This is a genomic window from Bacillus sp. P4_E1 (assembly GCF_056401715.1).
Window position 1 is genome coordinate 330005 of record NZ_JBFUIV010000002.1, and the last position, 26393, is coordinate 356397.

Annotated in this window: 25 protein-coding genes; 14 read left to right on the top strand and 11 right to left on the bottom strand. The window is 36.4% G+C overall.

Annotation, left to right across the window (positions count from 1 at the left end; translation table 11 throughout):
* Positions 1-48: 48 nt before the first annotated feature.
* The 3 genes from AC1DS7_RS03755 to AC1DS7_RS03765 all read right to left on the bottom strand — a co-directional run bounded on the left by AC1DS7_RS03755 (position 49) and on the right by AC1DS7_RS03765 (position 3014).
* Complete coding sequence (locus tag AC1DS7_RS03755; RefSeq protein ID WP_000609851.1) at positions 49-429, bottom strand: VOC family protein; 381 nt, start codon at positions 427-429, stop codon at positions 49-51.
* Positions 430-471: 42 nt separating this feature from the next.
* On the bottom strand, positions 472-1629 hold the full coding sequence (locus AC1DS7_RS03760; RefSeq protein WP_061688714.1) for an acyltransferase: 1158 nt from the start codon (positions 1627-1629) through the stop codon (positions 472-474).
* 167 nt (positions 1630-1796) lie between these two features.
* Positions 1797-3014, bottom strand: a complete 1218-nt coding sequence (locus AC1DS7_RS03765) for a dicarboxylate/amino acid:cation symporter (protein WP_088040436.1) — start codon at positions 3012-3014, stop codon at positions 1797-1799.
* A gap of 222 nt (positions 3015-3236) precedes the next feature.
* Between AC1DS7_RS03765 and AC1DS7_RS03770 the strand changes: the two genes are divergently transcribed.
* From AC1DS7_RS03770 to AC1DS7_RS03780, 3 genes are read left to right on the top strand one after another with little or no spacing between them, the layout of a single operon-like run.
* A complete protein-coding gene (locus AC1DS7_RS03770) occupies positions 3237-3539 on the top strand; it encodes a PTS sugar transporter subunit IIB (protein ID WP_002191180.1) in 303 nt (100 codons plus the stop codon).
* Positions 3540-3553: 14 nt separating this feature from the next.
* On the top strand, positions 3554-4855 hold the full coding sequence (gene celB, locus AC1DS7_RS03775) for a PTS cellobiose transporter subunit IIC (protein ID WP_476998792.1): 1302 nt from the start codon (positions 3554-3556) through the stop codon (positions 4853-4855).
* A 9-nt stretch (positions 4856-4864) separates the two neighbouring features.
* A complete protein-coding gene (locus AC1DS7_RS03780; protein ID WP_002016162.1) occupies positions 4865-5182 on the top strand; it encodes a PTS sugar transporter subunit IIA in 318 nt (105 codons plus the stop codon).
* Between the two features lie 110 nt (positions 5183-5292).
* On the opposite strand, the gene speD is transcribed toward AC1DS7_RS03780, so the two are convergent.
* Together speD and AC1DS7_RS03790 are read right to left on the bottom strand one after the other, a co-directional pair.
* Positions 5293-5664, bottom strand: coding sequence for an adenosylmethionine decarboxylase (speD, locus tag AC1DS7_RS03785; protein WP_002143768.1), 372 nt, complete (start codon positions 5662-5664; stop codon positions 5293-5295).
* A 27-nt stretch (positions 5665-5691) separates the two neighbouring features.
* Complete coding sequence (locus AC1DS7_RS03790; protein WP_476998793.1) at positions 5692-6801, bottom strand: polyamine aminopropyltransferase; 1110 nt, start codon at positions 6799-6801, stop codon at positions 5692-5694.
* Positions 6802-7226: 425 nt separating this feature from the next.
* Between AC1DS7_RS03790 and AC1DS7_RS03795 the strand changes: the two genes are divergently transcribed.
* The 5 genes from AC1DS7_RS03795 to chbG all read left to right on the top strand — a co-directional run bounded on the left by AC1DS7_RS03795 (position 7227) and on the right by chbG (position 11445).
* Positions 7227-7529, top strand: coding sequence for a PTS sugar transporter subunit IIB (locus tag AC1DS7_RS03795; protein WP_002089627.1), 303 nt, complete (start codon positions 7227-7229; stop codon positions 7527-7529).
* Between the two features lie 16 nt (positions 7530-7545).
* Positions 7546-8853, top strand: coding sequence for a PTS cellobiose transporter subunit IIC (gene celB, locus AC1DS7_RS03800; RefSeq protein ID WP_002143765.1), 1308 nt, complete (start codon positions 7546-7548; stop codon positions 8851-8853).
* A 183-nt stretch (positions 8854-9036) separates the two neighbouring features.
* Entirely contained in the window at positions 9037-9360 is a 324-nt protein-coding gene (locus AC1DS7_RS03805; protein ID WP_000989054.1) for a PTS lactose/cellobiose transporter subunit IIA, read from the top strand.
* Positions 9361-9363: 3 nt separating this feature from the next.
* A complete protein-coding gene (gene celF / locus AC1DS7_RS03810) occupies positions 9364-10689 on the top strand; it encodes a 6-phospho-beta-glucosidase (RefSeq protein ID WP_002143764.1) in 1326 nt (441 codons plus the stop codon).
* A gap of 51 nt (positions 10690-10740) precedes the next feature.
* Positions 10741-11445, top strand: coding sequence for a chitin disaccharide deacetylase (gene chbG / locus AC1DS7_RS03815; protein WP_476998794.1), 705 nt, complete (start codon positions 10741-10743; stop codon positions 11443-11445).
* 41 nt (positions 11446-11486) lie between these two features.
* Here chbG and AC1DS7_RS03820 read toward each other — a convergent pair whose 3' ends face one another.
* The gene (locus AC1DS7_RS03820) at positions 11487-12668 is read right to left on the bottom strand and encodes a chromate transporter (RefSeq protein ID WP_002143760.1); all 1182 of its coding nucleotides are present in this window, start codon (positions 12666-12668) and stop codon (positions 11487-11489) included.
* 189 nt (positions 12669-12857) lie between these two features.
* Between AC1DS7_RS03820 and exsM the strand changes: the two genes are divergently transcribed.
* Positions 12858-13271 carry an exosporium regulatory protein ExsM gene (gene exsM, locus AC1DS7_RS03825; protein ID WP_002143759.1) on the top strand — a complete coding sequence of 138 codons (414 nt, stop codon included), beginning with the start codon at positions 12858-12860 and terminating at the stop codon, positions 13269-13271.
* 73 nt (positions 13272-13344) lie between these two features.
* On the opposite strand, the gene AC1DS7_RS03830 is transcribed toward exsM, so the two are convergent.
* The 3 genes from AC1DS7_RS03830 to AC1DS7_RS03840 form a co-directional block, all read right to left on the bottom strand.
* Positions 13345-16023, bottom strand: a complete 2679-nt coding sequence (locus tag AC1DS7_RS03830; RefSeq protein ID WP_016102262.1) for a sigma-54-dependent transcriptional regulator — start codon at positions 16021-16023, stop codon at positions 13345-13347.
* A 184-nt stretch (positions 16024-16207) separates the two neighbouring features.
* Complete coding sequence (locus AC1DS7_RS03835; RefSeq protein WP_012261992.1) at positions 16208-16945, bottom strand: polysaccharide deacetylase family protein; 738 nt, start codon at positions 16943-16945, stop codon at positions 16208-16210.
* Positions 16946-17153: 208 nt separating this feature from the next.
* Positions 17154-18227, bottom strand: coding sequence for a glycosyltransferase family 4 protein (locus AC1DS7_RS03840; protein ID WP_012261991.1), 1074 nt, complete (start codon positions 18225-18227; stop codon positions 17154-17156).
* Positions 18228-18677: 450 nt separating this feature from the next.
* Here AC1DS7_RS03840 and AC1DS7_RS03845 point away from each other — a divergent pair, with 450 nt between their 5' ends.
* Positions 18678-20048 (top strand): UDP-glucose dehydrogenase family protein, encoded by a 1371-nt coding sequence (locus AC1DS7_RS03845; protein ID WP_002143758.1) that lies wholly within the window; start codon positions 18678-18680, stop codon positions 20046-20048.
* A 75-nt stretch (positions 20049-20123) separates the two neighbouring features.
* Positions 20124-21239, top strand: a complete 1116-nt coding sequence (gene wecB, locus AC1DS7_RS03850; protein WP_002034751.1) for a non-hydrolyzing UDP-N-acetylglucosamine 2-epimerase — start codon at positions 20124-20126, stop codon at positions 21237-21239.
* Between the two features lie 53 nt (positions 21240-21292).
* Here the strand turns inward: wecB and AC1DS7_RS03855 are convergent, their stop codons facing one another.
* Positions 21293-22420 carry an LCP family protein gene (locus tag AC1DS7_RS03855; RefSeq protein WP_002143757.1) on the bottom strand — a complete coding sequence of 376 codons (1128 nt, stop codon included), beginning with the start codon at positions 22418-22420 and terminating at the stop codon, positions 21293-21295.
* 74 nt (positions 22421-22494) lie between these two features.
* A complete protein-coding gene (locus AC1DS7_RS03860) occupies positions 22495-23130 on the bottom strand; it encodes a YigZ family protein (protein WP_002143754.1) in 636 nt (211 codons plus the stop codon).
* Positions 23131-23368: 238 nt separating this feature from the next.
* On the opposite strand from AC1DS7_RS03860, the gene AC1DS7_RS03865 reads away from it, so the two are divergent.
* The 3 genes from AC1DS7_RS03865 to AC1DS7_RS03875 all read left to right on the top strand — a co-directional run bounded on the left by AC1DS7_RS03865 (position 23369) and on the right by AC1DS7_RS03875 (position 26286).
* Positions 23369-24211: a DegV family protein gene (locus AC1DS7_RS03865; RefSeq protein WP_002016143.1), complete on the top strand. Its 843-nt coding sequence runs from the start codon at positions 23369-23371 to the stop codon at positions 24209-24211.
* Positions 24212-24384: 173 nt separating this feature from the next.
* The gene (locus AC1DS7_RS03870; RefSeq protein WP_002089608.1) at positions 24385-24699 is read left to right on the top strand and encodes a winged helix-turn-helix transcriptional regulator; all 315 of its coding nucleotides are present in this window, start codon (positions 24385-24387) and stop codon (positions 24697-24699) included.
* A 264-nt stretch (positions 24700-24963) separates the two neighbouring features.
* Complete coding sequence (locus tag AC1DS7_RS03875; protein ID WP_016102261.1) at positions 24964-26286, top strand: C40 family peptidase; 1323 nt, start codon at positions 24964-24966, stop codon at positions 26284-26286.
* Positions 26287-26393: the final 107 nt, after the last annotated feature.

A 26393-nucleotide genomic window follows, 5' to 3' on the forward strand; every position in this document is an offset into this window, starting at 1 on the left:
GAAGCTATCCGAAAAGGTTTTATTATGACCTTTTCGGATAGCTTTTTCTTATTTCTTTTCCATAACTGCAAAGTAGTTATTTTCATTATCAGCAAAGTTGAACGCTCTACCAGTAGGTAAATCTACAACTTGTCCAACTGTAACATTTTTCTCAGAAAGATCTTTATACAGTTGATCTAAGTTATTAGAGAAGAACATAAGTGAAGGGGTATTTAAGTTTAATTCAGGTTGCATCTTCGCAATTAACGCCTTATCGTGAAGGACGATGCTTGTTCCAGCTTCTTTTGCCGGCGCAATTTCAATCCAGCGAAATCCTTGACCGTTATTTTCTTCCGCAACGATTTGGAATCCTACTGTTTCTGTCCAAAATTGTACTGATTCATCTTGGTTATTTACATATAACATAATTTGTCCAATTTGATTAATCATAGGTGTGTCCTACTTTCTTTTCTTATATGAAATACTATTATATCAAATATATGGTTTAAATACTTTTTCATGATTTTTCCGAATGGCAATCTTCGCCCATTTCATATTTGTCGTAGGGGAAGGCCCTGTAATCCACGTATGAAATGGTAGTATGCTGCCAATGACCATTGCTGAAATAGAGATTGTGGTCGTTAATATAAATAGTAATAGGCTATATAATATTGTGTTTTCTTGCAGTGCGAATAAGGAAAGAAATTTTGTACATAGTTGCAAGAAGAAAAAATGAGCTAAATAAGCGCCATACGTGTAATTCCCAATAAAACGTAAAGCTTTATATAAGAAACCACGTCGCTGTACAATTGTAATAGATAACACGTACAGTATCATAATTTCACAAACAATATATAAAAACATGGAAGGTTTTAAATAAGTAGAAACCGTTAAATGAATAGAATTGGCGCCGTAAAAACTAAATAACTCATAATTGATGAATAAAAATAAGATGAAAAATAAGATTGTTATAAGCGGAATATGTTTCATGACAAATATACGCCAAGTTTTTAATGATACAGCAGCTATTCCTCCCATGACGAAATAGAATGAGTAGAAGAAGAAGGAACGATCTGTATAATGTAAAATGGTTGAACTAGTCAGCTTCTCTCCATTAAAAATGTAGTGAGAAGAGTACCACATTAAGAAGAAATATAGACAAGCGAAAATGGTCATATATTTATATATGTCTTTTTTATTTTCTGTTCGTTTTTGAAACCAATAAAATAGTGTGCATAGTAACGGGAACAATAAGTGAATTTGGAACATCATAATAACGTACCAAAGATGAGGTGCAGCTGTTCCGAGTAATAAACTTTTTATTCCGCCTTGTAGTGTAATGACATCGTTTGTTGTTAATAGGTAAAGAATAGACCAGAAGAAATAAGGAATGAGTAAATGTGCGGCTTTTTCATAAATATATTCTCTGTAAACGAGTTGCTTCGTATATAGCCGAATTAAATGGAAGCCGACGATAAATATAAATGCAGGTGCTGAAAATTTTGCAAGATTAAATAGCATGCCCATAATGAGGGATTGCTCGAGTAAGACATTTCCTTGATTCATTGTATATAATAAGGAACTTTGCAAAACGACAGCAAGAAATGCAATGCTTTGCAAAACTTTGAATTCTGGTGCACTTTGAGTCATTACGTCCATCTCCTTTTCCATACATGATTATAGTACGGAGAATGGATAATGGATGTGGAATATTTGTGAAGATTATAACAAATTTGTGGCGGGATGGGATTATATCGACATTTCGACAAATAACAACAAAAAAGAGGATGCTCCACCGAGCATCCTCTTTCTATATATTAAGCAAATTTATTTTTGATCCAGTTTTTACCTTCTACAAGGCGAGCTGTCATTACGGCACAAGCGTTATCTCCTGTTACGTTTAACACTGTTGCAGGAGGATCGATGATTGTACTAATTGCTGCGATAATTGGCAATGCTTCTGGTGGGAATCCGTATAGAGAAACGATTAACATTTCACCAATCATACCCCCGCCCGGAATAGCACCCATTACTGTTCCTACTAATAGAGAAACAACAAGTGCGATTGCTAATGTTTTCGGTCCTTCGAATTCCATGTTGAAAATACCGAATAAGAAAGCAATTTTTAATACGCCGCCTAAAACAGATCCGTCTTTATGAAGTGTAGACCCAAGAAGGACAACTGTTTCACGAACGTCAGAAGAAATACCCATTTTCTTCGTTGCTTCTAAGTTCGATGGAATACTTGCGGCACTACTACAAGTTGCAAGTGATGTAACTGTAGGAGAGACCATGTTCTTCCAAAATACTTGTACACCTTGTTTGCGACCTGCAAGGTACGCATAGAATGTAAAGAATACAAAGAAGTAAATAAGAGAAGCTGGATAGTATACCATTGCTGCTCGGAAGTAAGTTCCAAGAAGTTGTGGTCCGAATTCACCAACTAATGCCGCGAAGTAAGCAGCAAGTCCGATTGGAGCGTAGTACATAATGAAAGATACAACTTTCATTGAAATTTCTGCACCAGCTTGTAAGAATGTAGCGAATGGTTTTCCTTTTTCACCAACTGCTGAAGTTGCAACCCCCATTAAGATAGAGAAGAAAATAAGAGCTAACATATTTTCACGAGATAGTAACTTCGAGAAATCAGATACTGTTATAATACCGACAATTTGATCTGCAACACTAACAGCTTTTTCAGCTTTATCGGGCTGCGTTAGTTCTAATACAACACCTTGTGCTGGCGGGAATACTTTCACGACAATAATCATAAAAATAGCAGCTAAAATACTTGTAAATAAGAAAGTTCCAGCCATACTAGACATAATTTTACCGAAACGTTTTAATCCATCCATATTAGCAATAGATGACGCGATGCTAAAGAACACTAAAGGTACAACAATCGTAAACATTAAGTTTAAGAAAATGTCACCAAGCGGCTTTAAAGCAACGGCATCGGCACCCATGAAATAACCAATGAAACCACCAATTAGGATAGAAGATAATAAAATAAGCGGAAAGCGATATGCCTTCATAAATATATCCTCCTATCAATTAAAAAAATCATACTGAATTATTATAGCGAGTTAGAGCCCTCTTTACTAGGAAAATACCGATAGATGGAATAGCGTGAAAATCGAGAAATTTTTGTTTTTAAGCTCGGCATACAGTTAGAAATCTAGACATATATATTTGTAACCTAGTGGTGGCAAGGATGCACCGTAACTTAGGTTTGGAAAAAGGGGGAGGGGAGCGAGATGAATATTTTACTTTGCTGTGCAGCGGGAATGTCTTCCAGTTTGATTGTTACAAAAATGGAGAAAGCAGCAGAGGCAAGAGGGATACAGGTAAAGATTTGGGCAGTATCAGGTTCAGAAGTGCGAAATCATATTGATACTGCAGATGTACTTTTACTTGGACCGCAAGTACGTTATTTATTACCGAAAATGAAAGAATTATGTAAGGAGAAGGGAATACCTGTTGATGTCATTCAATCCGTCCATTACGGGCTTTGTAATGGAGAAGCTATCTTGCAAGCAGCTTTGTTAATGAAACCATGAGGAGTGTGGGATAGATGATAGGGTTCTTAGAGAGGTATGTGATGCCAGTAGCAGGGAAGGTTGCAGAACAGAGACATTTGCAAGCGATTCGTGATGGAATTGTTTTAACGATGCCTTTCTTGATTATTGGATCTTTTTTTCTAATCATTAGTGCTCTTCCGATACCTGGGTATAATGATTTTATGGCAGGAATCTTCGGAAAGAATTGGAATGTAGCATTAGGGTACCCAGTGGGGGCTACTTTTAATATAATGTCTTTAATAGCTGTTTTTGGAATCGCTTACAGATTAGGAGAACAATATAAAGTAGATGCTTTAGCGGCAGGTGCATTGTCACTTGTAGCATTTTTGCTTGCAACACCATTCCAAGTTATGTATATGATACCAAATACGAAAGAAAGTATACTTGTAGATGGAGTTATACCAGCTGCGTTAATGGGAAGCCAAGGGTTGTTTGTAGCGATGATTATTGCAATTATATCTACTGAAATTTATCGATTTGTTGTACAGAAAAAGATGATTATAAAGATGCCAGAGACAGTTCCGCCAGCAGTAACGCGTTCATTTGCTGCGCTTATTCCAGGCTTTATTGTTGTGACGGTTATTTGGATCATTAGATTAATTTTTGAACATACGACTTTCGGTAGCATCCATAATGTTATAGGACAGCTTTTACAGGAGCCTCTTAGTGTACTTGGGGCTAGCATTTGGGGTGCGATAATCGCAGTTATCATTGTCCATGTACTTTGGGCGTGCGGAATTCATGGAGCTGCAATTGTTGGTGGTGTAATGAGTCCGATTTGGTTGTCATTAATGGATCAAAATCGAATTGCATTTCAGGCAGGGCAAGATGTACCGAATACGATTACTGCACAGTTCTTTGATTTATGGATTTATATGGGCGGTTCTGGTGCAACACTTGCTTTAGTTGTAGGAATGTTATTATTTGCGCGAAGTCAGCAATTGAAAAGTTTAGGGCGATTATCGATTGCACCAGGTATTTTTAATATTAATGAAATGGTGACTTTCGGTATGCCGATAGTAATGAACCCGCTTTTACTTATTCCATTTATACTGGTTCCAGTCGTGTTAACGGTTGTTTCTTATTTTGCAATGGAATGGGGATGGGTCGCACGTCCGAGTGGAGCTGCTGTACCTTGGACTACACCTATTCTTTTTAGTGGATATTTAGGATCAGGCGGGAAAATTTCAGGGGTTATTTTACAGCTCATTAACTTTGCACTTGCATTTCTTATTTATTTTCCATTCTTAAAAATATGGGATAAACAAAAAGTAGCGGAAGAAAAGGGGGAGTAAAGAACTAAAATGGATACGATAGAGACGAAAGCTTTTCACTTAATTTTGCATGGTGGTAATGCGAGAAGCTGCTCAATGGAAGCAATTGATTGCGCAAAGCGCGGTGAATTTCAGGAAGCAGAAGCGAAACTACAAGAAGCTTTAAATGAATTGCAAGAGGCGCATCGCTTACAAACAGAGCTCATACAGAAAGAGGCTGCCGGGGAAAAAACCGAAGTTACCCTTTTGATGGTGCATGCACAAGATCATTTAATGAACGCAATTACGGTGAAGGAATTGGCGAGTGAGTTTGTAGAATTATATAGGAAGATGTCGGTGGATGAATGAACCTTGCTTAGGCAAGGTTTTTTTATGTATGTGTCCGTACCATCAGTGGAGTGTTTGTTCCACTGATGGTATTTACAATCCTCCTTTTTACGGATGAGTAAGAGTGATAATTAATCGGCAGTAACAATCTCTCCTATACCACGAATTAATTTTTTTATATGCATCTCATTTGGTCTTAATATACTTACGATATAATCAATCGCTATTTGCGGTTCAACGGTCGTACCGCACGTATAACAGTCGATGGCTGCAAAGTTTTTTTCTGGATAAGTGTGAATTGAAAGGTGGCTTTCGGATAGTAAAACTAAAACAGTAACGCCATGCGGATCGAATTCTTTTGTACTTACGTTTAAAATATGGGCACCAGAGCAATCTGCAGCGTTAACTAAATGATATTCTAAAAAGTGAACATCATCTAATAGGGAAAAGTCCACTCCCCATAAATCTACTATTATATGCTTACCAAAAGTAGAATATTCCATAGGGTAGCACTCCTTACTATAATATTGTCAAAACTCCATTTCCTTTTTGTAACATTGATGTAGGATAAGATTCGATTCTGAGTTTAAAAGAGCGAGATTACGTTGTTCTAAATATTCTTCTTTAAATTGAAACAAAGGAGAAAGAAGAGAAGGTAATGTTCGAGGAGTTGGTATTACATATAATTGCTCAATTTGATCGAGTACATAGGCAGAATTAGCAGCAATATGAAATCCCCAGTCAGTTCCGAAAGAAGGAACGATTGTATGATAACTTTTCACAGTTAATCCAGCATGTTCAATAGTGTTACCGATGCTCCAATATACTAGAGGTGCATCAGCAGGTGAATTAGATTGGCAGACGAACGCACCATCTTCTGTTAAAAACGTAGCTATACGAGCAAAAAGTTCGCTTGTATATAAAGTACTTAATAACTCTGTCGCTGGATCAGGAAAATCAATAATGATTACATCGTATAAAGATGAAGGTGAATTTAGAAATTCTTTTGCATCGCATACGTGCACGTTCACGCGATTATCAAAAAAAGCGTTTTTGTTTAAAGATACTATTTCTGGAACATTACGTGCCATATTAATCATTGCCTCGTCTAAATCAACAAGGTCTACGTGTAGCACAGTTTCATATTTCAAAACTTCTCGTAAGGCAAGACCATCGCCACCACCTAATATGAGAACACGTTTTGGATCAATTACTCTTGCCATAATCGGATGTACAAGTGCTTCATGATAAATTTGCTCATCAACGGAGCTGAATTGTAGTTGCTTGTCCAAGTATAAGCGAACATCGTTTACTTGGACTAAATTAATATTTTGATAATTACTCTTTTCTTCAAATAAATTCGTATGTTCACCAGCTTGTATTTCCTTTAGAGAAATTTCATCCCACACATCTAAGCTGTGTGAATCTGTGGGTACTATAATTACATTTTCCGATTGTACTTGCTTATCGTCTTCATCCTCGTCGTGTTTGTCAGGTCTGTCTTGTTTATCTTCAGTGTCCTGTCGATCTAGTGTATCCGTGTTGGAATTTAATTCAAAATCCTCTTCTTGTTTATACCATTTATTTTGAACCTGTATTCTATAAATCTTCATTCTATTCTTTCTTCTATGCTTTGGCATTGGAATCCCCTTTCAAAATACTTTATTTTATTCTATTCTATGTAATTTAATAGAGTTTGACTGGACAATAACTAGACGAGTGTCTTGAATAGGTATTTGTTTTGATTTGAGTTGAAATATTATATTTTTTGGCGCTATATTTTCACACTTTTAAAAAAATTAGTGTTTTTTTGTTTTAAACACAACTAGACAACTAAACACTAATCTATTTTCATACAGTTATGTGTTAAAAGTGAGGTGTTTTATAACACACTGTGTGTTTTTTTGGGGACACACTGATTGAAAGCGGTAACACACAAAGAAATCACTCGAAAAAACGCTGATTTTAGGCATTTTGAAAAGTTGGCACGGTAATTGCATTAATAAATAGCGTAAAGAAAAATAAAAAACATAAATTTTTTATACCACACAAGGGGGATTTATAAATGAATATTTTATTATGTTGTTCAGCAGGGATGTCTACAAGTTTACTAGTTACAAAAATGGAAGCGGCTGCAAAAGCTCGTGGTCTAGAAGGTAAGATTTGGGCTGTATCTGGGGATGCAGTAAAAAACAATATCGATCAAGCAGACGTACTATTATTAGGACCACAAGTTCGTTACATGCTTTCTACAATGAAAACGCTTGCCGATGAGAAAAATGTTGGAGTCGATGTTATTAACTCAATGCACTACGGCATGATGAATGGAGAAGCAGTTTTAGATCACGCATTAACACTAAAAAAATAATTAGGGGGGAAGCGAAATGCAAAAGTTTATTGCATTTATGGAGAAGTATTTAGTTCCAGTCGCAGGAAGAATCGGATCGCAGCGTCATTTAGTTGCAATCCGTGATGGTTTTATCGCAGTTATGCCTCTTATTTTAGTTGGATCGTTTGCAATACTTATAAATAACTTGCCAATTGATGCATTCCAAAAATTTATGAAGGGTGCATTCGGGGACGTTTGGAAAGATATCGGCGGTGGTATGTGGGCAGGTTCCTTCGCTATACTCGCCCTCATAGTCGCGGTAGGGATAAGTTATAATTTAGCGAAATCTTACGGTGTAGACGCGTTGTCAGCAGCAATCATTACATTCGGTGCATTAATTATTATTTCTCCGACAACGCCAAAAGAAGGCGGTATTGATTTAGCTTGGACAGGATCACAAGGTTTATTCGTTTCCATAATTGTCGCCCTTCTTGTAACGGAAGTATTTCGATTCTTTGTTCAAAGAGATATTACAATTAAAATGCCAGATGGTGTTCCACCAGCAGTAATGAAGTCATTTGCAGCGTTAGTACCAGCATTCGTTATTTTAATTGTAACAGCAAGTATTCAATTAGCGGTGAAATTAGCAGGTACAAGTATTCATAAAATGGTATTTGAAACAATTCAAGTACCATTACAAGGTTTAGCAGGTACATTACCAAGTGCAATTATTGTTGCTTTACTTATTCATGTATTATGGTTCTTCGGATTACATGGTCCTAATATCGTTGGTGGTATTATTGACCCAATTTATTTACCAGCATTAGAAAAGAATATTAAGTTATTTAACGATGGTATGTCTGCATATGACGTACCGCATATTTTCACAAAACCATTCTTTGATGTATATGTATACATCGGTGGATCAGGTGCGACATTAGCATTCCTAGTAGCAGTAATGCTTGTTGCGAAAAGTGCACAGCTTCGTGGTGTAGGCCGTGTATCTATCGGTCCTGGTTTCTTCAATATTAACGAGCCAGTTATTTTCGGTACACCAATTGTATTAAACCCAGCGTTAATCATTCCATTCGTACTTACACCAGTTGTATTAGTTATTACTTCTTATACAGCAATTTCCTTAGGATGGGTACCAAAAACAGTTGCTTTAGTTCCGTGGACAATGCCACCAATCTTTAGTGGTTATCTTGTAGCGGGCGGAAGCATTGCTGGTGCTGCATTGCAGCTAGTAAACTTTGCAATCGCGGTAGTAATTTACTATCCATTCGTATTAATGTGTGACCGTACGTACGTACAAGCTTCAAAAGATGCTGCAAAAGGAAACGACAATTCAGTATCACTTTAAAAAGTATTGTTCTGACGAGTTTTTATAGCTCGTCAGAACAACTAACTTTTATATCATGTTCAAAAAGATGAGACCCATCTACAAGAACACCAAACTATCATTAATAAAATAATAATTTAATAGAAATGTTCAAACTGAAGGGGTATTTAAATCGGTTGAACCATAATAGAGAGGGCGGTAATTATGATGACTACAGCAGAACAAATTCCATTCCAATTGATTTTAAATAGTGGTAATGCACGAAGCTTTGCAATGGAGGCACTGCAATTCGCCAAACAGGGGAAAATGGCAGAAGCTGATGAAGCGATGGTAAAGGCGAAAGAAGCGATTAATGAAGCGCATCATTTCCAAACAGAGCTCATACAATCAGAAGCAAGAGGGGAAAAAACAGAGATTAGTGTTCTTTTAATTCATGCGCAAGATCATTTAATGAATTCTATTACGGTAAAAGAATTAGCGGCAGAATTTATTGACCTTTATAAAAAGCTAGAAGCGAAAGGGGAATAAAGCATGACTGGAATTAAAATTGCTACAATCGGCGGTGGCTCTAGTTATACACCAGAGTTAATTGAAGGGTTTATTAAACGTTATGACGAGCTTCCTGTTCGTGAAATTTGGTTAGTAGATATTGAGGCAGGAAAAGAGAAGTTAGAAATCGTTGGTGACTTAGCGAAACGTATGGTGAAAAAATCAGGTTTACCAATTGATATTCATTTAACACTTGATCGCCGTGAGGCATTAAAAGGTGCTGACTTCGTAACAACGCAGCTTCGCGTTGGTTTGTTAGAAGCACGTGCAAAAGATGAAGCAATTCCATTAAAATATGATGTGATTGGTCAGGAAACGAATGGTCCTGGTGGTTTGTTCAAAGCGCTGAGAACGATTCCTGTTATTTTAGATATTTGTAAGGACATGGAGGAACTTTGTCCGAATGCATGGTTAATTAACTTTGCGAATCCGGCTGGTATGGTAACAGAAGCTGTCCTTCGCTACACGAACATTCAACGAGTAGTTGGTCTATGTAACGTTCCAATCGGAATTCGTATGGGTCTTGCAAGATTACTTGAAGTAGATGCAAGCCGGGTACACGTTGATTTCGCTGGTTTAAATCATATGGTATACGGATTAGATGTATACTTGGATGGCGTAAGCGTAATGGATCGTGTGTTAGAGCTTGTAACAGATCCAGAAAAGCAAATTACGATGGAAAACATTGCTGCGCTTAACTGGGAGCCAGACTTTATTCGCGGTCTTCGTGCAATTCCGTGTCCATATCATCGTTACTACTATAAAACACGTGAAATGTTGGAAGAAGAGAAAGCAGCTTCGATTGAAAAAGGTACACGTGCAGAAGTAGTAAAACAATTAGAAGATGATTTATTCGAGCTATATAAAGACCCGAATTTAGATATTAAGCCACCACAATTAGAAAAGCGCGGAGGAGCTTATTATAGTGACGCAGCATGTAGCTTAATTACGTCTATTTACAATAATAAAGGTGATATCCAGCCTGTTAATACACGAAACAACGGAACAATTGCAAGCTTGCCACATGATTCGGCTGTTGAAGTGAACTGTATTATTACGAAAGAAGGTCCAAAACCAATTGCGGTCGGAGATCTTCCAGTACCAGTTCGTGGTTTAGTACAGCAAATTAAATCATTTGAGCGCACAACAATTGAAGCTGCTGTTACAGGGGATTATCATAAAGCGCTGCTTGCTATGACAATTAACCCACTTGTACCATCAGATAAAATTGCAAAACAAATTTTAGATGAAATGTTGGAAGCACATAAAGAACATCTTCCACAATTCTTTAAGAAGATAGAGAAATAAAAAGCGGCGCTGTTTAGCCCGCTTTTTTTAATTCTAGTAGGAGGTATTGCGATGATTAAACTAATTGTAAATGCAGATGATTTCGGTCTTACGGAAGGTACAAATTACGGAATTATTGATGGACATAAAAACGGGATTGTAAATTCAACGACGATGATGATGAATATGCCAGGGACAGAGCATGCCGTACGCTTAGCGAAAGAGTATAAAACGTTAGGGATAGGAGTTCATCTCGTATTAACGGCAGGAGAACCGCTTCTTAAAGACGTTCCATCACTTGTAAGTAGCGGTGGATTGTTTCATAAACAAAGTGTTGTATGGGAAGGAAATATAAATCCAGAAGAGGTAGAAAAAGAATGGACTGCTCAAATTGAGAAGTTTTTATCTTACGGATTAACACCAACTCATTTAGATAGTCATCATCACGTGCATGGATTACCGCTTTTACACGACGTTCTTGAGAGATTAGCAAGTAAATATAATGTTCCAATTCGTCGTTGTGAAGAAGAGCGAGCGGTGCGCCTATTTTCAGATGTGTTTTACAGTGACTTTTACGCTGACGGTGTGACGGAAGATTACTTTGTGAAGTTAAAGGAAAGAGTGCAGGACGAACAAACGGTAGAAATTATGGTGCATCCAGCTTATATTGACCCAGAGCTTGTGAAGCGTTCTTCTTACGTAATGGATCGCGTGAAAGAGTTGCGTATTTTAACGGAGAGCGAGTTGCCTGAGGGAATGGAGCTTGTGAAGTTTTAATAGAAAAAACGACGGCTAAATGGGGCCGTCGTTTTTTGTGCTTACAAAATGGATAGAACATATCCACCGAAGGCCCCGATTATAACGATAACCCAAGGTGGTGTTTTCCAAAAAGCGAGTAAGCAAAATAGAAGAGAAGCAAAAACGAAATCTACAGAATTCATAATTGTACTCGTCCAAATTGGATCATAAAAAGCTGCAAGTAAAATGCCGACAACGGCTGCGTTTACTCCAAGTAGTGCACCTTGTATGTAAGATACTCTCCTTACACTGTCCCAAAATGGTAAAACGCCAACAACGAGCAGGAAGGCAGGAAGAAAGATAGCGATCGTTGCAACAACTGCTCCGGTGGTTCCATTTAGCACTGCTCCTATATAAGAAGCGAATGTAAATAGTGGCCCTGGCACTGCTTGTGTTAATCCGTATCCAGCAAGAAATTGTTCTTTTGTCATCATCCCGTTTTGTACAAACTCACTTTCAAGAAGAGGAAGTACGACATGTCCTCCGCCAAATACAAGTGCACCAGAGCGATAGAAGCTGTCAAATAAAGAGATGAAATAAGAGTATGGTCGTAACATCGGTAACAGTATTAATAGTCCGAAGAATAAGACGAGACAAGATATGGCTACCATTTTTGAAATAGGTACATTTATTTTATGAGCTTGGCTAACTGGCTGGCCACGATATAAAAACCAACCGATGAAACCAGATACTATAATGAGAATTACTTGTGTCCAGCTACTTGGCAATAATAGGGCGATTGCGGCAGTTGCAATTGCGATTGTTGCACGGTTTCGGTCTGGTGTTAACTTTTGAGCCATTCCCCATATTGCATGAGCGACAATTGCGACCGCTACAAGTTTCAGTCCGTGAATCCAGCCAGTACTTCCAAGCTCGAATTGGTTAAGAAATGAAGCGAAGAAAATTAAAACGAGCACAGATGGGAGAGTGAATCCGATCCATGAAATAATGGCTCCTAATAATCCGCCGCGTAATAAGCCAACTCCCATACCGACTTGGCTGCTAGCAGGGCCAGGAAGGAATTGACATAGCGCTACTAAGTCCCCGTAACTTCGTTCATCCATCCATTTTCTTTTTTGCACGTATTCATGATGAAAATAACCAAGATGGGCGACGGGACCACCAAATGAAGTAAGTCCTAATTTAAATGATACGAGAAAAATCTCTATTAATGATTGGAAAGAGTAGTTATTATTTTTCAAAATTTCCTCCTAGACTGTTTTTCTAAGTGCATTATACAAGAGGGAGTAAAGCAAAAGAAACGATTTTAATGTAAAGATTGTGTGAATCTTTTCTTCGTAATTAAAATTTGAAAAAGTCATAAATGATTATGTCTAAACCATAAAGTAGTAGAAGTAGTGCTGGGAAATTTATATGAGGAGAATGCCCGTATGACAACACATTTCTTTGCTAGGTTAACAGGGAAGAGGGAAGTACCTCCTGTAAATACAGAAGCTTACGGTGTAACAGAGCTCATTTTTAGTGAAGATTTAAAGAAGTTGCAATATCGGGTCATATTAAAAAATATAAAAAAAATCACGTCATGCCAAATTCATTTAGGAAAAGCGAATCAAATTGGTCCAGTTATTTTAAGTTTGTTTGGTCCGTTAGAGCAAGGAATTAGTGTGAATGAAGGAGTCGTTACTGGTGTAGCTAGAGTAGAGGATTTTGAAGGGCCTTTACAGGGGAGCGCATTTGACAGCTTGTTTCAAGAGATAATGCAAGCAAATGTATATGTAAATGTTAATACGAAATCTAATAAAAAGGGAGAAATAAGGGGGAGAATAAGGGAAGTAAAGAAGTAAGCGAAAAGGCTGTCCAAAAAACATTTTGGAACAGCCTTTTCTAATTATATAGAGTGCTACAATATCGCCTAGTTTAATTTTTTACAGGCTGATTTTTAATGAAGAAGTCCATTATATAAAATACTTCGTCATCTGGGATTTGTATTTCAAATGTATTTTCAATAGGTTGCAATGCTTTTTTCACTTTCATATACATCCAGTACTCATCTTGTCTTCGTTTCTCTTTATCAGGATGAGGGAGGAGACTTTCACCTTTTTGAAGACGGTCAACCATGCAGCTCATATGCAAAATCACACCCATTAAACTGTCGGGAGTTAGCTGTAAAGAAATCAATTCTTGAATTGTATTTAATGCATAACGAATTGTTTTAATAAGTAATGCTCCATCGTTACGCTGCATTTGTTGTTCAAGAATATCAGCCATTTTTGCATATGTTTCTTCATACGTAATCAATTCTTGAATTGGTTGAATAGCTGTGTAGTTCACAATGTCTTGGAAATGATATGTTAAGCAAGGTATTTGCATATCGAAATTCGTGACGATACAAATGATATTACGCTCTTTTTTTATGTTCTCGATCATTTTCGTTAAATCTTTTTCATGAACGATGCTAATCGGAATAATTTCAATTAAGTCTTTATCAAAGCGTAAATAGTTTTCTAACATTTTTTGAATTGCTAAAGCACTTCCTTCGCCGGTTAAACAAGCTGTTAAAATCACGGATTTCATTGGCGATAGTGGCTTTTTCTTTTCTTCCTGTACGTTTAAATAGAACGGCGTTAAGTTCTTCACTGTTTCGTATAGTGCATCTAATGAATAGCCAAGCTGAGCTTTTCGAGCTGCTTCTAGTGCATGTGGTGTACTCGTCATGGAAAGAACACGTACAGGGATTTTGAATTCAGTTTCTAATATATCACCAATATAAGCGAGAGATCCCATATCAACAAGTAAGAGAAGCCCGTTTACATTTTGAAGTGTTTTCATATACACTTTAACACGCTCTAAGAAGTCTTTTGGTGATTCATGCAAGGGCATATCGATACCAGTTACTTCATCAATACCGAGAAGTTCGTTTGCAACGTTTGCCATTTCTGTTGCGATGCCATTACCGTGTGCTAATATTAATACTTTTACTTCTGTTTGTGAGGCAGGAATTGGATCAACAACGAAGAACATTGTTAAAAAGCCAGCTTCATCAATAGGTATTGTTATTTGTAATTCTTCTTCTAATAGCTGAATACATTGCATAGCTACGGAAAAAGCTTCTTTATATTTCGTACGAATTTGATTTAATTGTGGGTGGTGAATTTGTTTCCCGCCCTGTAAACGTTGTAGAGTTGTCTGTACATGTAAACTTAAAGCGAGAAATACTTTTTCATCGAAAGTTTTAGATAAATATTTTTCAGCTAGTTCCGCAATTTTTTCACATACGGAAACGATATTACGATCCACAATTTTAAAAACATTTTCATGACTTGTTTTTTTAGATATTTGGTTAAAGTATTGGACGAAAAAGCTTTGAATATCATTTTCTATTAGTAATTCTAATTCTTCCTCTTCAATGCCGCGTGCTTGAAGTTCTTCATATTTATAATCAATATAATCGTAAATAGAAGAGCGACTTCCTTCGGGTTTTATTGTATGTTTACTCCAACCTTCATCACCTGTAAATACAAATGTTTCATTTGGTATTTGATATAGATGACGGCTCTTTCTTTCAATAAATAATCCTTCTTTCATATACCAAGGTAAATCTGTACTTGAAACACAGACAGAATCACGTTTTTTTGTTACAAAATCAGAATAAGCCTTCGCACAGGCAATTTGTACGTCCGTTTTCAATTGACCGATGTTATTTGGACAATTGTAAAAGACGAAAGCACGCATTGTATTTGGACTAACATGAATCTCTTTCCTTAGACGAATTGCTTCATTTGTGAAAAATAGTTGCAGTAAAGCAAACCGTTCTTTATGTGTTCGCTCACGAAGTGGTGGAAGCGTAACGGTCATCGGAATACGTCTTGTAAATGTTTTTAATAAGAATGAATTTGGTTCTTCGGTTGTTGCAGTAATAATCAACACTCGTGCCTTACGTTCATTTTCCGTTTCTCCAAGGCGGCGGTATACTCCGCGATCAATAAATGTGAAGAGCATCTCTTGTCCTTCTGGAGGAAGGCGATGTACTTCATCTAAGAAGAGGATTCCTTCATGTGCTTTTTCAATTAACCCTTTTTGATCACTGGCACCTGTGTAAGCTCCTTTTTTTATCCCAAATAACTGTCCAAGTAGTAGTTGTGGATTGTTTGCATAATCAGCACAGTTAAAGACGATAAAAGGTGCATCTTTTGGAAGTTGTTCCACTTCAATTGCGTATTCGTGCATTAAAGAAGCGAACATCGATTTTCCGACACCTGTTTCTCCAAGTAGTAAAGTATGCATACCGTTTGGAGGATAGAGAATAGAAGCTTTTGCTTTTTCAATTGCAATTTTTAGGCTTGTATTTTCAATAGCAAATGTATCTAATGAAGTGCCCTTTGTTGAATGCGTTTCCAATGAAGTGTTCGTTTCTATATAAAAACGGACAGGGCGTGTACTCGTTTTTAATAAACGATTATCTTTCACAAGCTTGTTTAAATCGCTACTAACATTTGCACGGTCTAACTGTAGAAGTGTAGCGATTTCTGATGCTGTTATACCTTCTGTATAATTCCCTTTTTGTATTGCGTTAAAAATGAGATCTATTCGTTTCATTTCTATTCACCTCGAAACTTCATCACTATTTAAAATATTACACAAAAATGAGAAGTGTGGGAAGAGAAAAATAAAGTGAAACTTTAATCAGTGGGGTTTTTGTTCATTCCCACTGATTATTAGCCTTCACCAATCGGACGTTAACGCGGGGTAAAACAGCTTTAGTACATAGGCACTAAAGCTGTTACAATCTTGTGTCTTTCCAAAAATTCACTTCAAGATGGGAAGATGGATTGTAGGGAAGTAGTTTATATCCTTGTGAGTGTAAATAATCAATTACTTTTGGGAGTATTTGCACTGTGACACTAGAATCATGCATTAAAATAACCTCTACTTGTTCATCGCTTTGATTTCGTACTCTTTCTAGTATTGCGGAAGGATTATCATAGCTTTTCCAGTCATATGTATCAATTGTCCAATCCCACATTTTATACTGGGCAGATACGAGTGCGTCACGGTAATTCTTTTTTAAGTAAGGCATGCTACCGTATGGGACCCGAACGAGATGTGTATTTAAATGTGTAACTTGCTGGACAATGTTTTGGGTTTGCTCCATTTCTGCAATTAAAACAGATGGATCGCCAGTATAAAGACGTTTTACATCATGCGACATACTATGGAGACCGATATAATGTCCATCTTTAATCAATCGCTCCATCGTTTTTTTATAATGTGGCACCTTTCCGCCAATAACGAAGAAAGTTGCTTTTCCGTTCTTCTCTTTTAAAATATTTAAAATTTGTGGTGTGTATTTATTTGGTCCGTCATCAAATGTTAAGTACGCAATTTTTGTTGTAGGAGAGGTAGTTTGAGTACTTTGGTAATCTTTTACTTGAATGTCTGTAGTTGCTTTTGTATTCGATGATGCGTACATAGTAATAGTTAAAAATAAAATTATACATTGAAGTAATCGCTTGATCATAACATTCACCCTCAGTTTGACAATCAAGATGTAAAAATGAAAATTTGATACTTTTTTCGTTATACGTATATCTTTCTCCAATAGAGGCACTCTCAAACAATCTATATTTTGGAAATGGGGAATAAGGATTAAAAAATAAAAAATAGCATCCTCTTATGAAAAGAGGATGCTATTTGAATATTTCATAATAGTAAAGGCTATACTACAATTAGTCTTCGCGTTTTTTCACTTTTTTATAGAAGGAAATAATTGGTTTGTAACGTTCGTGTACAAGACCGATTACTTCAGCAATGATTTCTGTAAAGAAGATTAAAATGAAAAGAAGAATAATGGATAACCATAATGTTGCACTACTGAAAATAATTGCATTTACACTAAAGAAAATACCCAATGCGTAAATAATTAGTACCGTTTTACGATGAGAGAATCCCATTGCAAGCAAACGGTGATGTAAATGCGATTTATCAGGTGCTGAAATAGGCTTTTTATTTACGATACGGCGGATAATTGCAAATGTCGTATCAAATATAGGTACACCTAAAATAATGATTGGAACGATAAAACTGAATAACGTTACGCTTTTGTATAATCCAAGTAACGATATAACAGAAATACAGTATCCTAAAAATAGTGCTCCTGTATCTCCCATGAAAATTTTTGCTGGATGGAAGTTGTAGAATAAAAATCCAATTGTACTTGCTAATGTAATCAGTGCTAGAGGTAATATAATAGCTGCTCCAGTACCCCATGGGCTAGTGAAGGCCATATATGCTAGCGTTGCAAGTACGATAGATGAAATCCCTGCGGATAATCCATCTAATCCATCAATTAAGTTGATGGCATTTGTAATACCTACAATCCAAAATACAGTAATTGGATAAGCAAGCCATCCGAGTTCAGTATCTCCGAAAATTGGAATATATAATACTTGCACTAATAATCCACTTTTGACAATCATGATGGCAACTAATAGTTGTCCACCGAATTTTACCCTCGCAGATAGTTCGTACATATCATCTAAAATCCCGATGATAACAATGATGATAGCACCTAAAGTTATCGATAACATTCTTTGTTCGTACAATCCACCGACAACAAATCCTACGGCTACACCGATGAAAATTGCTAACCCGCCAAGACGAGGCATAATTTTTTGGTGTACTTTACGCGCATTTGGCTTGTCTGTTGCTCCTATTTTGAAAGCTAATTTAATAACTAAAGGAGTAACGACGAGTACAGTGATGAAAGATGCCAAAATGGCATAAATCACTTGTGAGTCCATTAATACCCCACCCTTTATAGTTTAACGTAATTTTTTCAATCTTATTTATCTGAAAATTATGATGTTTATTTACAGGCTCATAACATATGGTATCACAAAAAGATTAGAATTCAATCTTTTTTTCTTTTGGCTGTAAAGGGCAGTGAATAGAATATATGACAATTGGATATGGAATGTTGTGTCCTTAGAGAAGGTTGATCTCATATTGTTTCTTGTAATATGACATTGTACTCCCCTCTCATATAGCGATGACTTTTGTTTCAGTATTATAAGTGTTGCACGTAAAATGAGTAAGTTCCGTGTTAAATTGTGGGAATTTACATTTTGTATATATTGCATCATTTAACTTTACAAAATCTTAAAAAATAATAAAAAAACGATTCATATAATAAAGAAGTGAAAGAGTTTTCTCATTCTTAGTGTGAGAGGGGGAAGCGCAGGGGGAGTTCTATGTATTTGTATATTTTCTTATGTATATTCCTGTGCGAAAAGAAAATGAAAATTACGATAATAGGTACCGGATATGTTGGATTGATTACAGGAGTAGGATTGGCGAGATTGGGACATTCAGTCACATGTTTCGATATAAATAGTGGGAAAATTGAACGGATTAAACAAGGCGAGTTACCTATTTATGAATGTGGATTAAATGAATTAATAGATGAAGCATATGAGAATAATCATTTAACTTTTACAGCAAGTAAATCAGCGGCATTTAATGATGTAGAGTTTATATTTATTGCAGTTGGAACGCCATCTTTATTAGATGGAACAGCGGATTTAACGTATATTCGTAGTGCTTGTGATGATATTGGAACATATGTGAATAACGATATTATTGTTGTTACGAAAAGTACGGTTCCTGTAGGGACAAATGATGTAATGAGAGAATGGATTGAGGATAAACTACAAGGTAGACATGAATTATATATTGTATCGAATCCAGAGTTTTTAAGAGAAGGTTCTGGTATTTATGATTTTTTTCATGGTGATCGTATCGTAATTGGAGCATGTAGTGAAGAAGCTGCAAGGAAAGTAGAGAATTTGTACAGTAAATTAAGCTTACAAACGTATATTACAGATATTCGAAGTGCTGAGATGATTAAATATGCATCTAATGCTTTTTTAGCTACGAAGATTAGTTTTATTAATGAAATTTCTAATATATGTGAGCAAGTGGGTGCAGATATAGTAGATGTAGCTACAGGGATGGGGATGGATAAGAGAATTGGTGCATCTTTTTTAAATGCAGGCATCGGATATGGAGGATCTTGTTTTCCAAAAGATACGAAAGCGCTTGTGCAAATTGCAGGGAATGTTTCTCATGATTTTCGCTTGTTGAAAGCAGTCATTGAAGTGAATAATAAACAACAGTTGTTGTTAGTTGAAAAAGCGAAGAAAATTATAGATATGAAGAAAAAGCAAATTGCGGTTCTCGGTGCAGCATTCAAACCGAATACTGACGATATTAGGGAAGCGCCATCTCTTATTATAATAGAAGAATTAATTAATGTAGGTGCGGATGTGGTTTTATATGACCCACAAGCTATTCAAAATGTAAGAAGTTTATTTGGAAATACGATACGATACGCTGAGTGTATAGATGAATCGATTAGAGAGGCGCATGCAGTTTTTATCGTAACAGAATGGGAATCAATTCGAAATTATCCGCTAGAAAAGTATGCACAGCTTATGAGGGAACCTATTCTATTTGATGGGAGAAATTGTTATACTAATGAGGATGCCGAGAAGCATGGATTAGATTATTACTCAGTTGGGCGAAAAGACGTCTGTAATAGTAATGTTTCTCAGGCTCGTTAAAAAATGTATTTTCACATGCATATTTTTATATGCGATAATAGAAGTTTTAACTAGTGAAAGAAAAGAGGCAATGAAATGACTGAACGTTTAAAAGTAATGACAATTTTCGGGACACGACCAGAAGCAATTAAAATGGCCCCTCTTGTATTAGAGTTGCAAAAGCACCCAGAAAAGATTGAATCAATTGTGACTGTAACAGCACAACACCGTCAAATGTTAGATCAAGTATTAAATATCTTTGGAATTACGCCAGATTTCGATTTGAATATCATGAAAGATCGTCAAACGTTAATCGATATTACAACACGTGGTTTAGAAGGTTTAGATAAAGTAATGAAAGAAGCGAAGCCTGATATCGTACTTGTGCATGGTGATACAACGACGACATTTATTGCAAGCTTAGCTGCTTTCTATAATCAAATTCCAGTAGGACATGTTGAAGCAGGACTTCGTACATGGGATAAGTATTCTCCATATCCAGAAGAAATGAATCGCCAACTAACAGGTGTAATGGCGGATCTTCATTTCTCACCTACAACAAAATCAGCAACGAACTTACAAAAAGAAAATAAAGATGAGTCACGCATTTTCGTAACAGGAAATACAGCGATCGATGCACTGAAGACAACTGTAAAAGAAACTTATAGCCATTCGGTGTTAGAGAAACTTGGAAATGATCGTCTTGTACTTATGACAGCACACCGTCGTGAAAATTTAGGAGAACCAATGCGCAATATGTTCCGTGCAATTAAGCGTCTTGTTGATAAGCACGAAGATGTACAAGTTGTATACCCTGTTCATATGAATCCTGTTGTTCGCGAAATAGCGAATGATATTTTAGGCGAGCATAGCCGTATTCATTTAATTGAGCCGTTAGATGTAATTGATTTCCATAACGTTGCAGCTCGTTCATACTTAATGTTAACTGATTCTGGTGGTGTACAAGAGGAAGCACCATCACTAGGTGTGCCAGTCCTTGTCCTTCGTGATACGACGGAACGCCCAGAAGGTATCGAAGCAGGTACGCTGAAATTAGCAGGAACAGATGAAGAGACAATCTTTGGTCTTGCTGATGAGTTGTTATCTGATAAAGAAGCTCATGATAAGATGACGAAAGCATCTAACCCTTACGGCGATGGTCGTGCGTCTGAGCGTATTGTAGAAGCGATTTTACAACACTTTAAGAAGTAACAACAATTGCGTGAAATAAAAAGAGCCAAATCGTATACGATTTGGCTCTTTTTTTATTCATGATTCCTCATAATCCACTCTGCATGAGCATTTGTAGAAGGGGGAGGAGGCGGTGGTGTTTTGTTCTCACTCGGCTCCTTCTTTGCTTTTGCGCTGGAGTTAGAATTTGAATCGGAATTTGTATTCTCATTTTTCGTAGTCTCTGTAGGGGCTTTTTCTTTTTCCCCTATTTCTTTTTCAATGTCCTTACGTACAGTCTCTACACTGATTGGATCCGGAAGGAAGTAATAAATACCACCTATTTTTTTGTCTTCTCCTTCAATCTTTAACGTTTGTATTGTAGAAGGATCAAATCCAGAGAGTTTATTGTAAAGAGCAAGTCCGTCTGAAATAGGAATGTCGGTTTTTATATATTTTCCAACGACAGTCGTTAAATCTTTAATTTTAAATACAGTAGAGGCGGAATTTAGTTTTTGAGCAACAGCGGCTAGTAATTGTCTTTGTCTAGCGGCCCGACCATAATCGCCGTTTGGATCCTGTTTTCGCATACGGACGTAAGCAAGTGCTTCTTCGCCGTTTAAATCTTGTTTCCCTTGTTTAAATTGGATTTTTTTGTAGTAATCCACGTCAGAACGTTCCCAGAAATCGAAAGGGACATCAACGGTAACACCGCCAACAGCATCAACGATACCTTTAAAGCCTTGGAAATCAATTTTAATATAATGGTCTACAGGAACTTTTAGAAAACCTTCGACAGTTTTGATTGCCATTTTTTCTCCACCGTAAGCATGCGCAGCGTTAATTTTGTCTTCTTTGTTCTTTCCAACGATTGGAACGCGAGTATCACGAGGAATACTCATAAGCGAAACCTTTTGAGTTTTCGGATTGACTGTCGCAAACATTAATGAATCTGTACGACCATTTTGGCCGTCTGTTGCATAATCCTCAATCCCCATAATGAGGATTGTAAAAGGTTCCTTTGTAATTTCTACATCTTCGGCTCTTAAATCCGATTTTTCACGGTTAAATCCACTGTACATCCCCATGAGAGAAGAGTAGGAATTTAACATATAAAGTCCTACGCTACCAAATAAAAATGCGAAAATAAGAAAGAAGAAAAGTTTTCTTCTACGTTTCTTTTTTATTCTGCTATTTTGGAGATGATTATAACGTTCTTCCATATATAATCTCCTTAGTTCATTTGTAGGGAATTAATTCACTACATTAATCTTTAAAGGCGAGACGTTAGCTATTCTTAGACAACGCCTTGTTCTAAGTACAACATATCTCCTTCTTTAATTGTACACTTCCCGTTTGTTAATTCAATCATCCAATCTGTGAATGGTTGTCTTTTGTCCTCTTCTACATACGCATCAAATGTGACATTTTCTAGATAATGTATATCTTTAATAGCATATTCTGAATTGCGTAATTCATTTTCAACTTTGCCAAGTAAAGTGTAATCAATTTCTGTTTGCATAACGCGCATTAGTTTTCGTTCAACAACGCCTACATGGTTAAGACCTTCACTTGTACATTTTCCATATGCGCGAATTAATCCACCAGCACCAAGTTTAATGCCGCCAAAATAGCGCGTAACGACGACGACAGTATCTTTTAGACCTCGTTTTTTTAATACCTCTAACATAGGCACACCAGCTGTGCCGCTCGGTTCACCGTCATCGTTCGCTTTTTGAATTTGATCTTGTTCGCCGATTAAATATGCGGAACAATTATGTGTTGCATTCCAATGCTGTTTTTTTATTTTTTGTATAAATGTTTGAGCTTCCTCTTCCGTTGTGGCGCGATTCACATAGCAAATGAATCTTGATTTTTGAATCACAATTTCGTGCTCTCCATAGCCTTTTATTGTTAAATATTGTAATAACAATGGTATACGCCCCTATCTTTCAAAATAACTAGTACTTTACATTTTAAAAGCGAGCGTTTTTATATTCAAACATTTTTTACAAATATGTTGAAATTTTTGGTGAGTATTTTATCTTTTTGTTGTAATTTGTCGAGCGAGTGATTGTAGTTTCTAGCCGGCATTTTTATGTATGGATGCACCTTTTCTAGTTTTCGTGTAAAATTAGGGGATAAAAATTTTTTATAAGGCAGGTACGAAAATGAAAACAGCTATTGTTACCGATAGTACAGCATATATACCGAAGCATATTCGTGACGAACTCAATATATATATGATTCCATTAAACGTTGTGTTTGGAACGGAATCTTATCAAGAAGAGGCTGAAGTTTCAGCAAATGATTTTTATATAAAGGTACGTGAACAAGAGGAACTTCCGAAAACTTCGCAACCAGCAATTGGAAAGTTTTTAGAGTTATATGAAGAGTTATCTAAAGAATATGATGCAGTTATTAGCATTCACCTTTCCAGTGGAATTAGTGGTACATATCAAACAGCAACGGCAGCTGGACAGATGGTAGATGGTATTGATGTATATACGTATGACTCTGAAATTAGTTGTGAAGTACAAGGGTTTTACGTGCGTGAAGGGGCAAAGTTAGTAAGTGAAGGGAAAGCCCCAGAAGAGATTATCGCTCGCTTTGATGAAATGAAGCAAACGATGGATGCTTATTTTGTAGTGGATGATTTACATCATTTACAACGTGGTGGAAGATTAAATAGTGCACAAGCTTTTATTGGTAGTTTGTTACAAGTAAAACCAGTATTATACTTTAGAGATAAAGTAATTATTCCATTCGAAAAAATTCGTACGCGTAAAAAAGCGTTAAAGCGTATCGTTGAAATCTTTGATGAGCAGGCAAATAAAGGTGTGCCTATGGAAGCTGTTATTATTCATGCGAATCGTGAAGAGGAAGCTAATGAATGGAAACAAGAATTAGAAGAGATATACCCTCATGTTACAATTCGTACGAGTTATTTCGGAGCTGTAATTGGGACGCATTTAGGTGAAGGTGCGCTTGGTTTAGGTTGGTATACGAAGTGATAAAGATATAAAAGCTCTCTTACTTGAAGAGGGTTTTTTTACGGGTATTTTACGGGGATTTGACAAGTTAATATTTGGAAATGGTAAAATGTATGTAAAATTAAATAATGAGGAAAGTTTTATTACTTACTTTTTACAAGAAACTATATTATAATAGAAGAGAGGTGAAACATATGGAGCATAATTCTTGTTTATGTCCAAAGTTTGAGTCAGCTTTTACAATGCTTAGTAAGAAATGGACTGGCTTAATTATTAAATCTTTGCTCGAAGAGCCGAAACGTTTCAGAGAAATCGCAGATATTATACCGAATATGAGCGATCGTATGTTGTCAGAACGTTTAAAGGAATTAGAAGGCGAAGGTATTGTAGTTCGTAATGTTTATCCAGAAGTACCAGTTAGAATCGAGTACGGTGTAACTGATAAAGGGAAAGCGTTGGAAAGTGTTATGGATGAGGTCCAAAATTGGGCTGAGAAATGGATGAAGTAACATTTCTATTTCATTCATATTGGATTATTTTCAAAACGTAAGGGGTTCCCTTACGTTTTTTTTCAATCCTATAAAAAACGGTGTAAGGCTCTTAAAATTCTACATATATATACAAATTTAGATATACTTTGCTATAGAGATAAATGTAATATTACATTTATTTTACAAAACCGTAACATTAGCAAAAAAACTCCCGAATTATGGTATAAATTTTAATAGGTTATATACGGAAAATGAAAAAAAGAAAGCGGTGTAAAAAATAAAATGAAAAAGCTAAAAATGGCATCTTGCGCATTAGTTGCAGGGTTAATGTTTTCTGGGCTAACACCAAATGTATTTGCAGAAGATAAAATTTCTGACGTGAAATCACAAATTAACACACAAAATGATACTTTACATAAACAACAACAAGAACGTGATGAATTACAAAAACAAATGAATGACTTAAACAAAACAATCCAAGGTTTGGATAAGTCTGTTCAAGAGAACGCTTCAAAACTTGATGAAACAACAAAAAAAGTTTCTGATACTGAGCAATTAATCGAAAATAAAAATAAAGATATTGCAGAACTACAAACAAAGATTGCAAAACGTGAAGAGTTATTAAGAAAACGTTTAGTTGCACTACAAGAACAGCCAAATACGAACATTGTAACAGAAGTTCTTGTAAACTCTAAAAACGTTGCAGATTTAGTTGATCGTTTAGCTTCTGTGTCTAAAATTATGGAATCTGACGAAGATATCATGAAAACACAACAAGAAGATCAAACGAACGTGAAAAAAGATGTTGAGACAGTAAAAGAAAAACAAAAAGAATTAAAAGAAGCACAAGCTCAAATTGAAACTGCTAAGAAAGAACTTGACGTTGAAAAAGAGAAAAAAGCAACAGCAGTAAACGATTTAAGCGGTAAAATGGATACAGTTGTAACTACAATGACAAGTACGGAAGGTCAATTGAAAGAGCTTGAACAACAGGCATTAAAATTACAACAAATCGCTGAAAAAGAAGCGCAAGAAAAAGCTGCACAAGAAGCTGCTGCTCAAAAACAAGCAGAACAAGCTGCTAAAGAAGCACAAGCTCAACAAGCTGCACCAGCGCAAGCGCCTGCAGAACAAGCTGTACCAGCAAACAATGCTGGACAAGCTCAAAAAGAAGAACCTAAAAAAGAAGAGCCTAAAAAAGAGACACCTAAACAAGAAAACAAAAAACCAGAGCCAGCACCAGGTCCAACTCCAACTCCGGCTCCTGGCGTAATTGGTAAAGCGCAACAATACTTAGGTAAGCCATATGTTTGGGGAAGTGCATCTCCATCAAACGGTGGTTTTGACTGTAGTGGATTTATTTCTTACATTTATGGTGTAGGTCGTCAAGACGTTGCAGGTTACTGGAACTCAGTTTCGAAAGTAAGTAGCCCACAACCTGGAGATTTAGTATTCTTCCAAGGTACTTATAAAGCAGGTCCATCTCACATCGGTATTTACGTTGGTAACGACCAGATGATTCATGCAGGTGATAAAGGGATTGCTTACGCTAGCTTAAGCAGTAGCTACAACCAAAAACATTTCTTAGGTTACGGTAGATTATAGGATTTATAATTGAATAAAAAACGTGTATAAAGTCGATAGCTTACTATTTTATAAGTAGGTTATCGGCTTTTTTGAGTTTTTACGAGATAAAGAGAAGGATTTATAGT

Bases quoted from the DNA above. Each gene is read 5' to 3' on its own strand.
- AC1DS7_RS03770 (WP_002191180.1), top strand. From the start codon at position 3,237: ATGAATATTTTACTTTGCTGTGCAGCGGGAATGTCTTCCAGTTTGATT.
- celB (WP_002143765.1), top strand. From the start codon at position 7,546: ATGCAAAAGTTTATTGCATTTATGGAGAAGTATTTAGTTCCAGTCGCA.
- AC1DS7_RS03840 (WP_012261991.1), bottom strand. From the start codon at position 18,227: ATGGACTCACAAGTGATTTATGCCATTTTGGCATCTTTCATCACTGTA.
- AC1DS7_RS03755 (WP_000609851.1), bottom strand. From the start codon at position 429: ATGATTAATCAAATTGGACAAATTATGTTATATGTAAATAACCAAGAT.
- speD (WP_002143768.1), bottom strand. From the start codon at position 5,664: ATGGAATATTCTACTTTTGGTAAGCATATAATAGTAGATTTATGGGGA.
- AC1DS7_RS03830 (WP_016102262.1), bottom strand. From the start codon at position 16,023: ATGAAACGAATAGATCTCATTTTTAACGCAATACAAAAAGGGAATTAT.
- AC1DS7_RS03870 (WP_002089608.1), top strand. From the start codon at position 24,385: ATGGAGCATAATTCTTGTTTATGTCCAAAGTTTGAGTCAGCTTTTACA.
- exsM (WP_002143759.1), top strand. From the start codon at position 12,858: ATGACAACACATTTCTTTGCTAGGTTAACAGGGAAGAGGGAAGTACCT.
- AC1DS7_RS03805 (WP_000989054.1), top strand. From the start codon at position 9,037: ATGATGACTACAGCAGAACAAATTCCATTCCAATTGATTTTAAATAGT.
- AC1DS7_RS03795 (WP_002089627.1), top strand. From the start codon at position 7,227: ATGAATATTTTATTATGTTGTTCAGCAGGGATGTCTACAAGTTTACTA.
- AC1DS7_RS03845 (WP_002143758.1), top strand. From the start codon at position 18,678: ATGTATTTGTATATTTTCTTATGTATATTCCTGTGCGAAAAGAAAATG.
- celF (WP_002143764.1), top strand. From the start codon at position 9,364: ATGACTGGAATTAAAATTGCTACAATCGGCGGTGGCTCTAGTTATACA.
- celB (WP_476998792.1), top strand. From the start codon at position 3,554: ATGATAGGGTTCTTAGAGAGGTATGTGATGCCAGTAGCAGGGAAGGTT.
- AC1DS7_RS03875 (WP_016102261.1), top strand. From the start codon at position 24,964: ATGAAAAAGCTAAAAATGGCATCTTGCGCATTAGTTGCAGGGTTAATG.
- AC1DS7_RS03765 (WP_088040436.1), bottom strand. From the start codon at position 3,014: ATGAAGGCATATCGCTTTCCGCTTATTTTATTATCTTCTATCCTAATT.
- chbG (WP_476998794.1), top strand. From the start codon at position 10,741: ATGATTAAACTAATTGTAAATGCAGATGATTTCGGTCTTACGGAAGGT.
- AC1DS7_RS03780 (WP_002016162.1), top strand. From the start codon at position 4,865: ATGGATACGATAGAGACGAAAGCTTTTCACTTAATTTTGCATGGTGGT.
- AC1DS7_RS03865 (WP_002016143.1), top strand. From the start codon at position 23,369: ATGAAAACAGCTATTGTTACCGATAGTACAGCATATATACCGAAGCAT.
- AC1DS7_RS03835 (WP_012261992.1), bottom strand. From the start codon at position 16,945: ATGATCAAGCGATTACTTCAATGTATAATTTTATTTTTAACTATTACT.
- AC1DS7_RS03790 (WP_476998793.1), bottom strand. From the start codon at position 6,801: ATGCCAAAGCATAGAAGAAAGAATAGAATGAAGATTTATAGAATACAG.
- wecB (WP_002034751.1), top strand. From the start codon at position 20,124: ATGACTGAACGTTTAAAAGTAATGACAATTTTCGGGACACGACCAGAA.
- AC1DS7_RS03760 (WP_061688714.1), bottom strand. From the start codon at position 1,629: ATGACTCAAAGTGCACCAGAATTCAAAGTTTTGCAAAGCATTGCATTT.
- AC1DS7_RS03855 (WP_002143757.1), bottom strand. From the start codon at position 22,420: ATGGAAGAACGTTATAATCATCTCCAAAATAGCAGAATAAAAAAGAAA.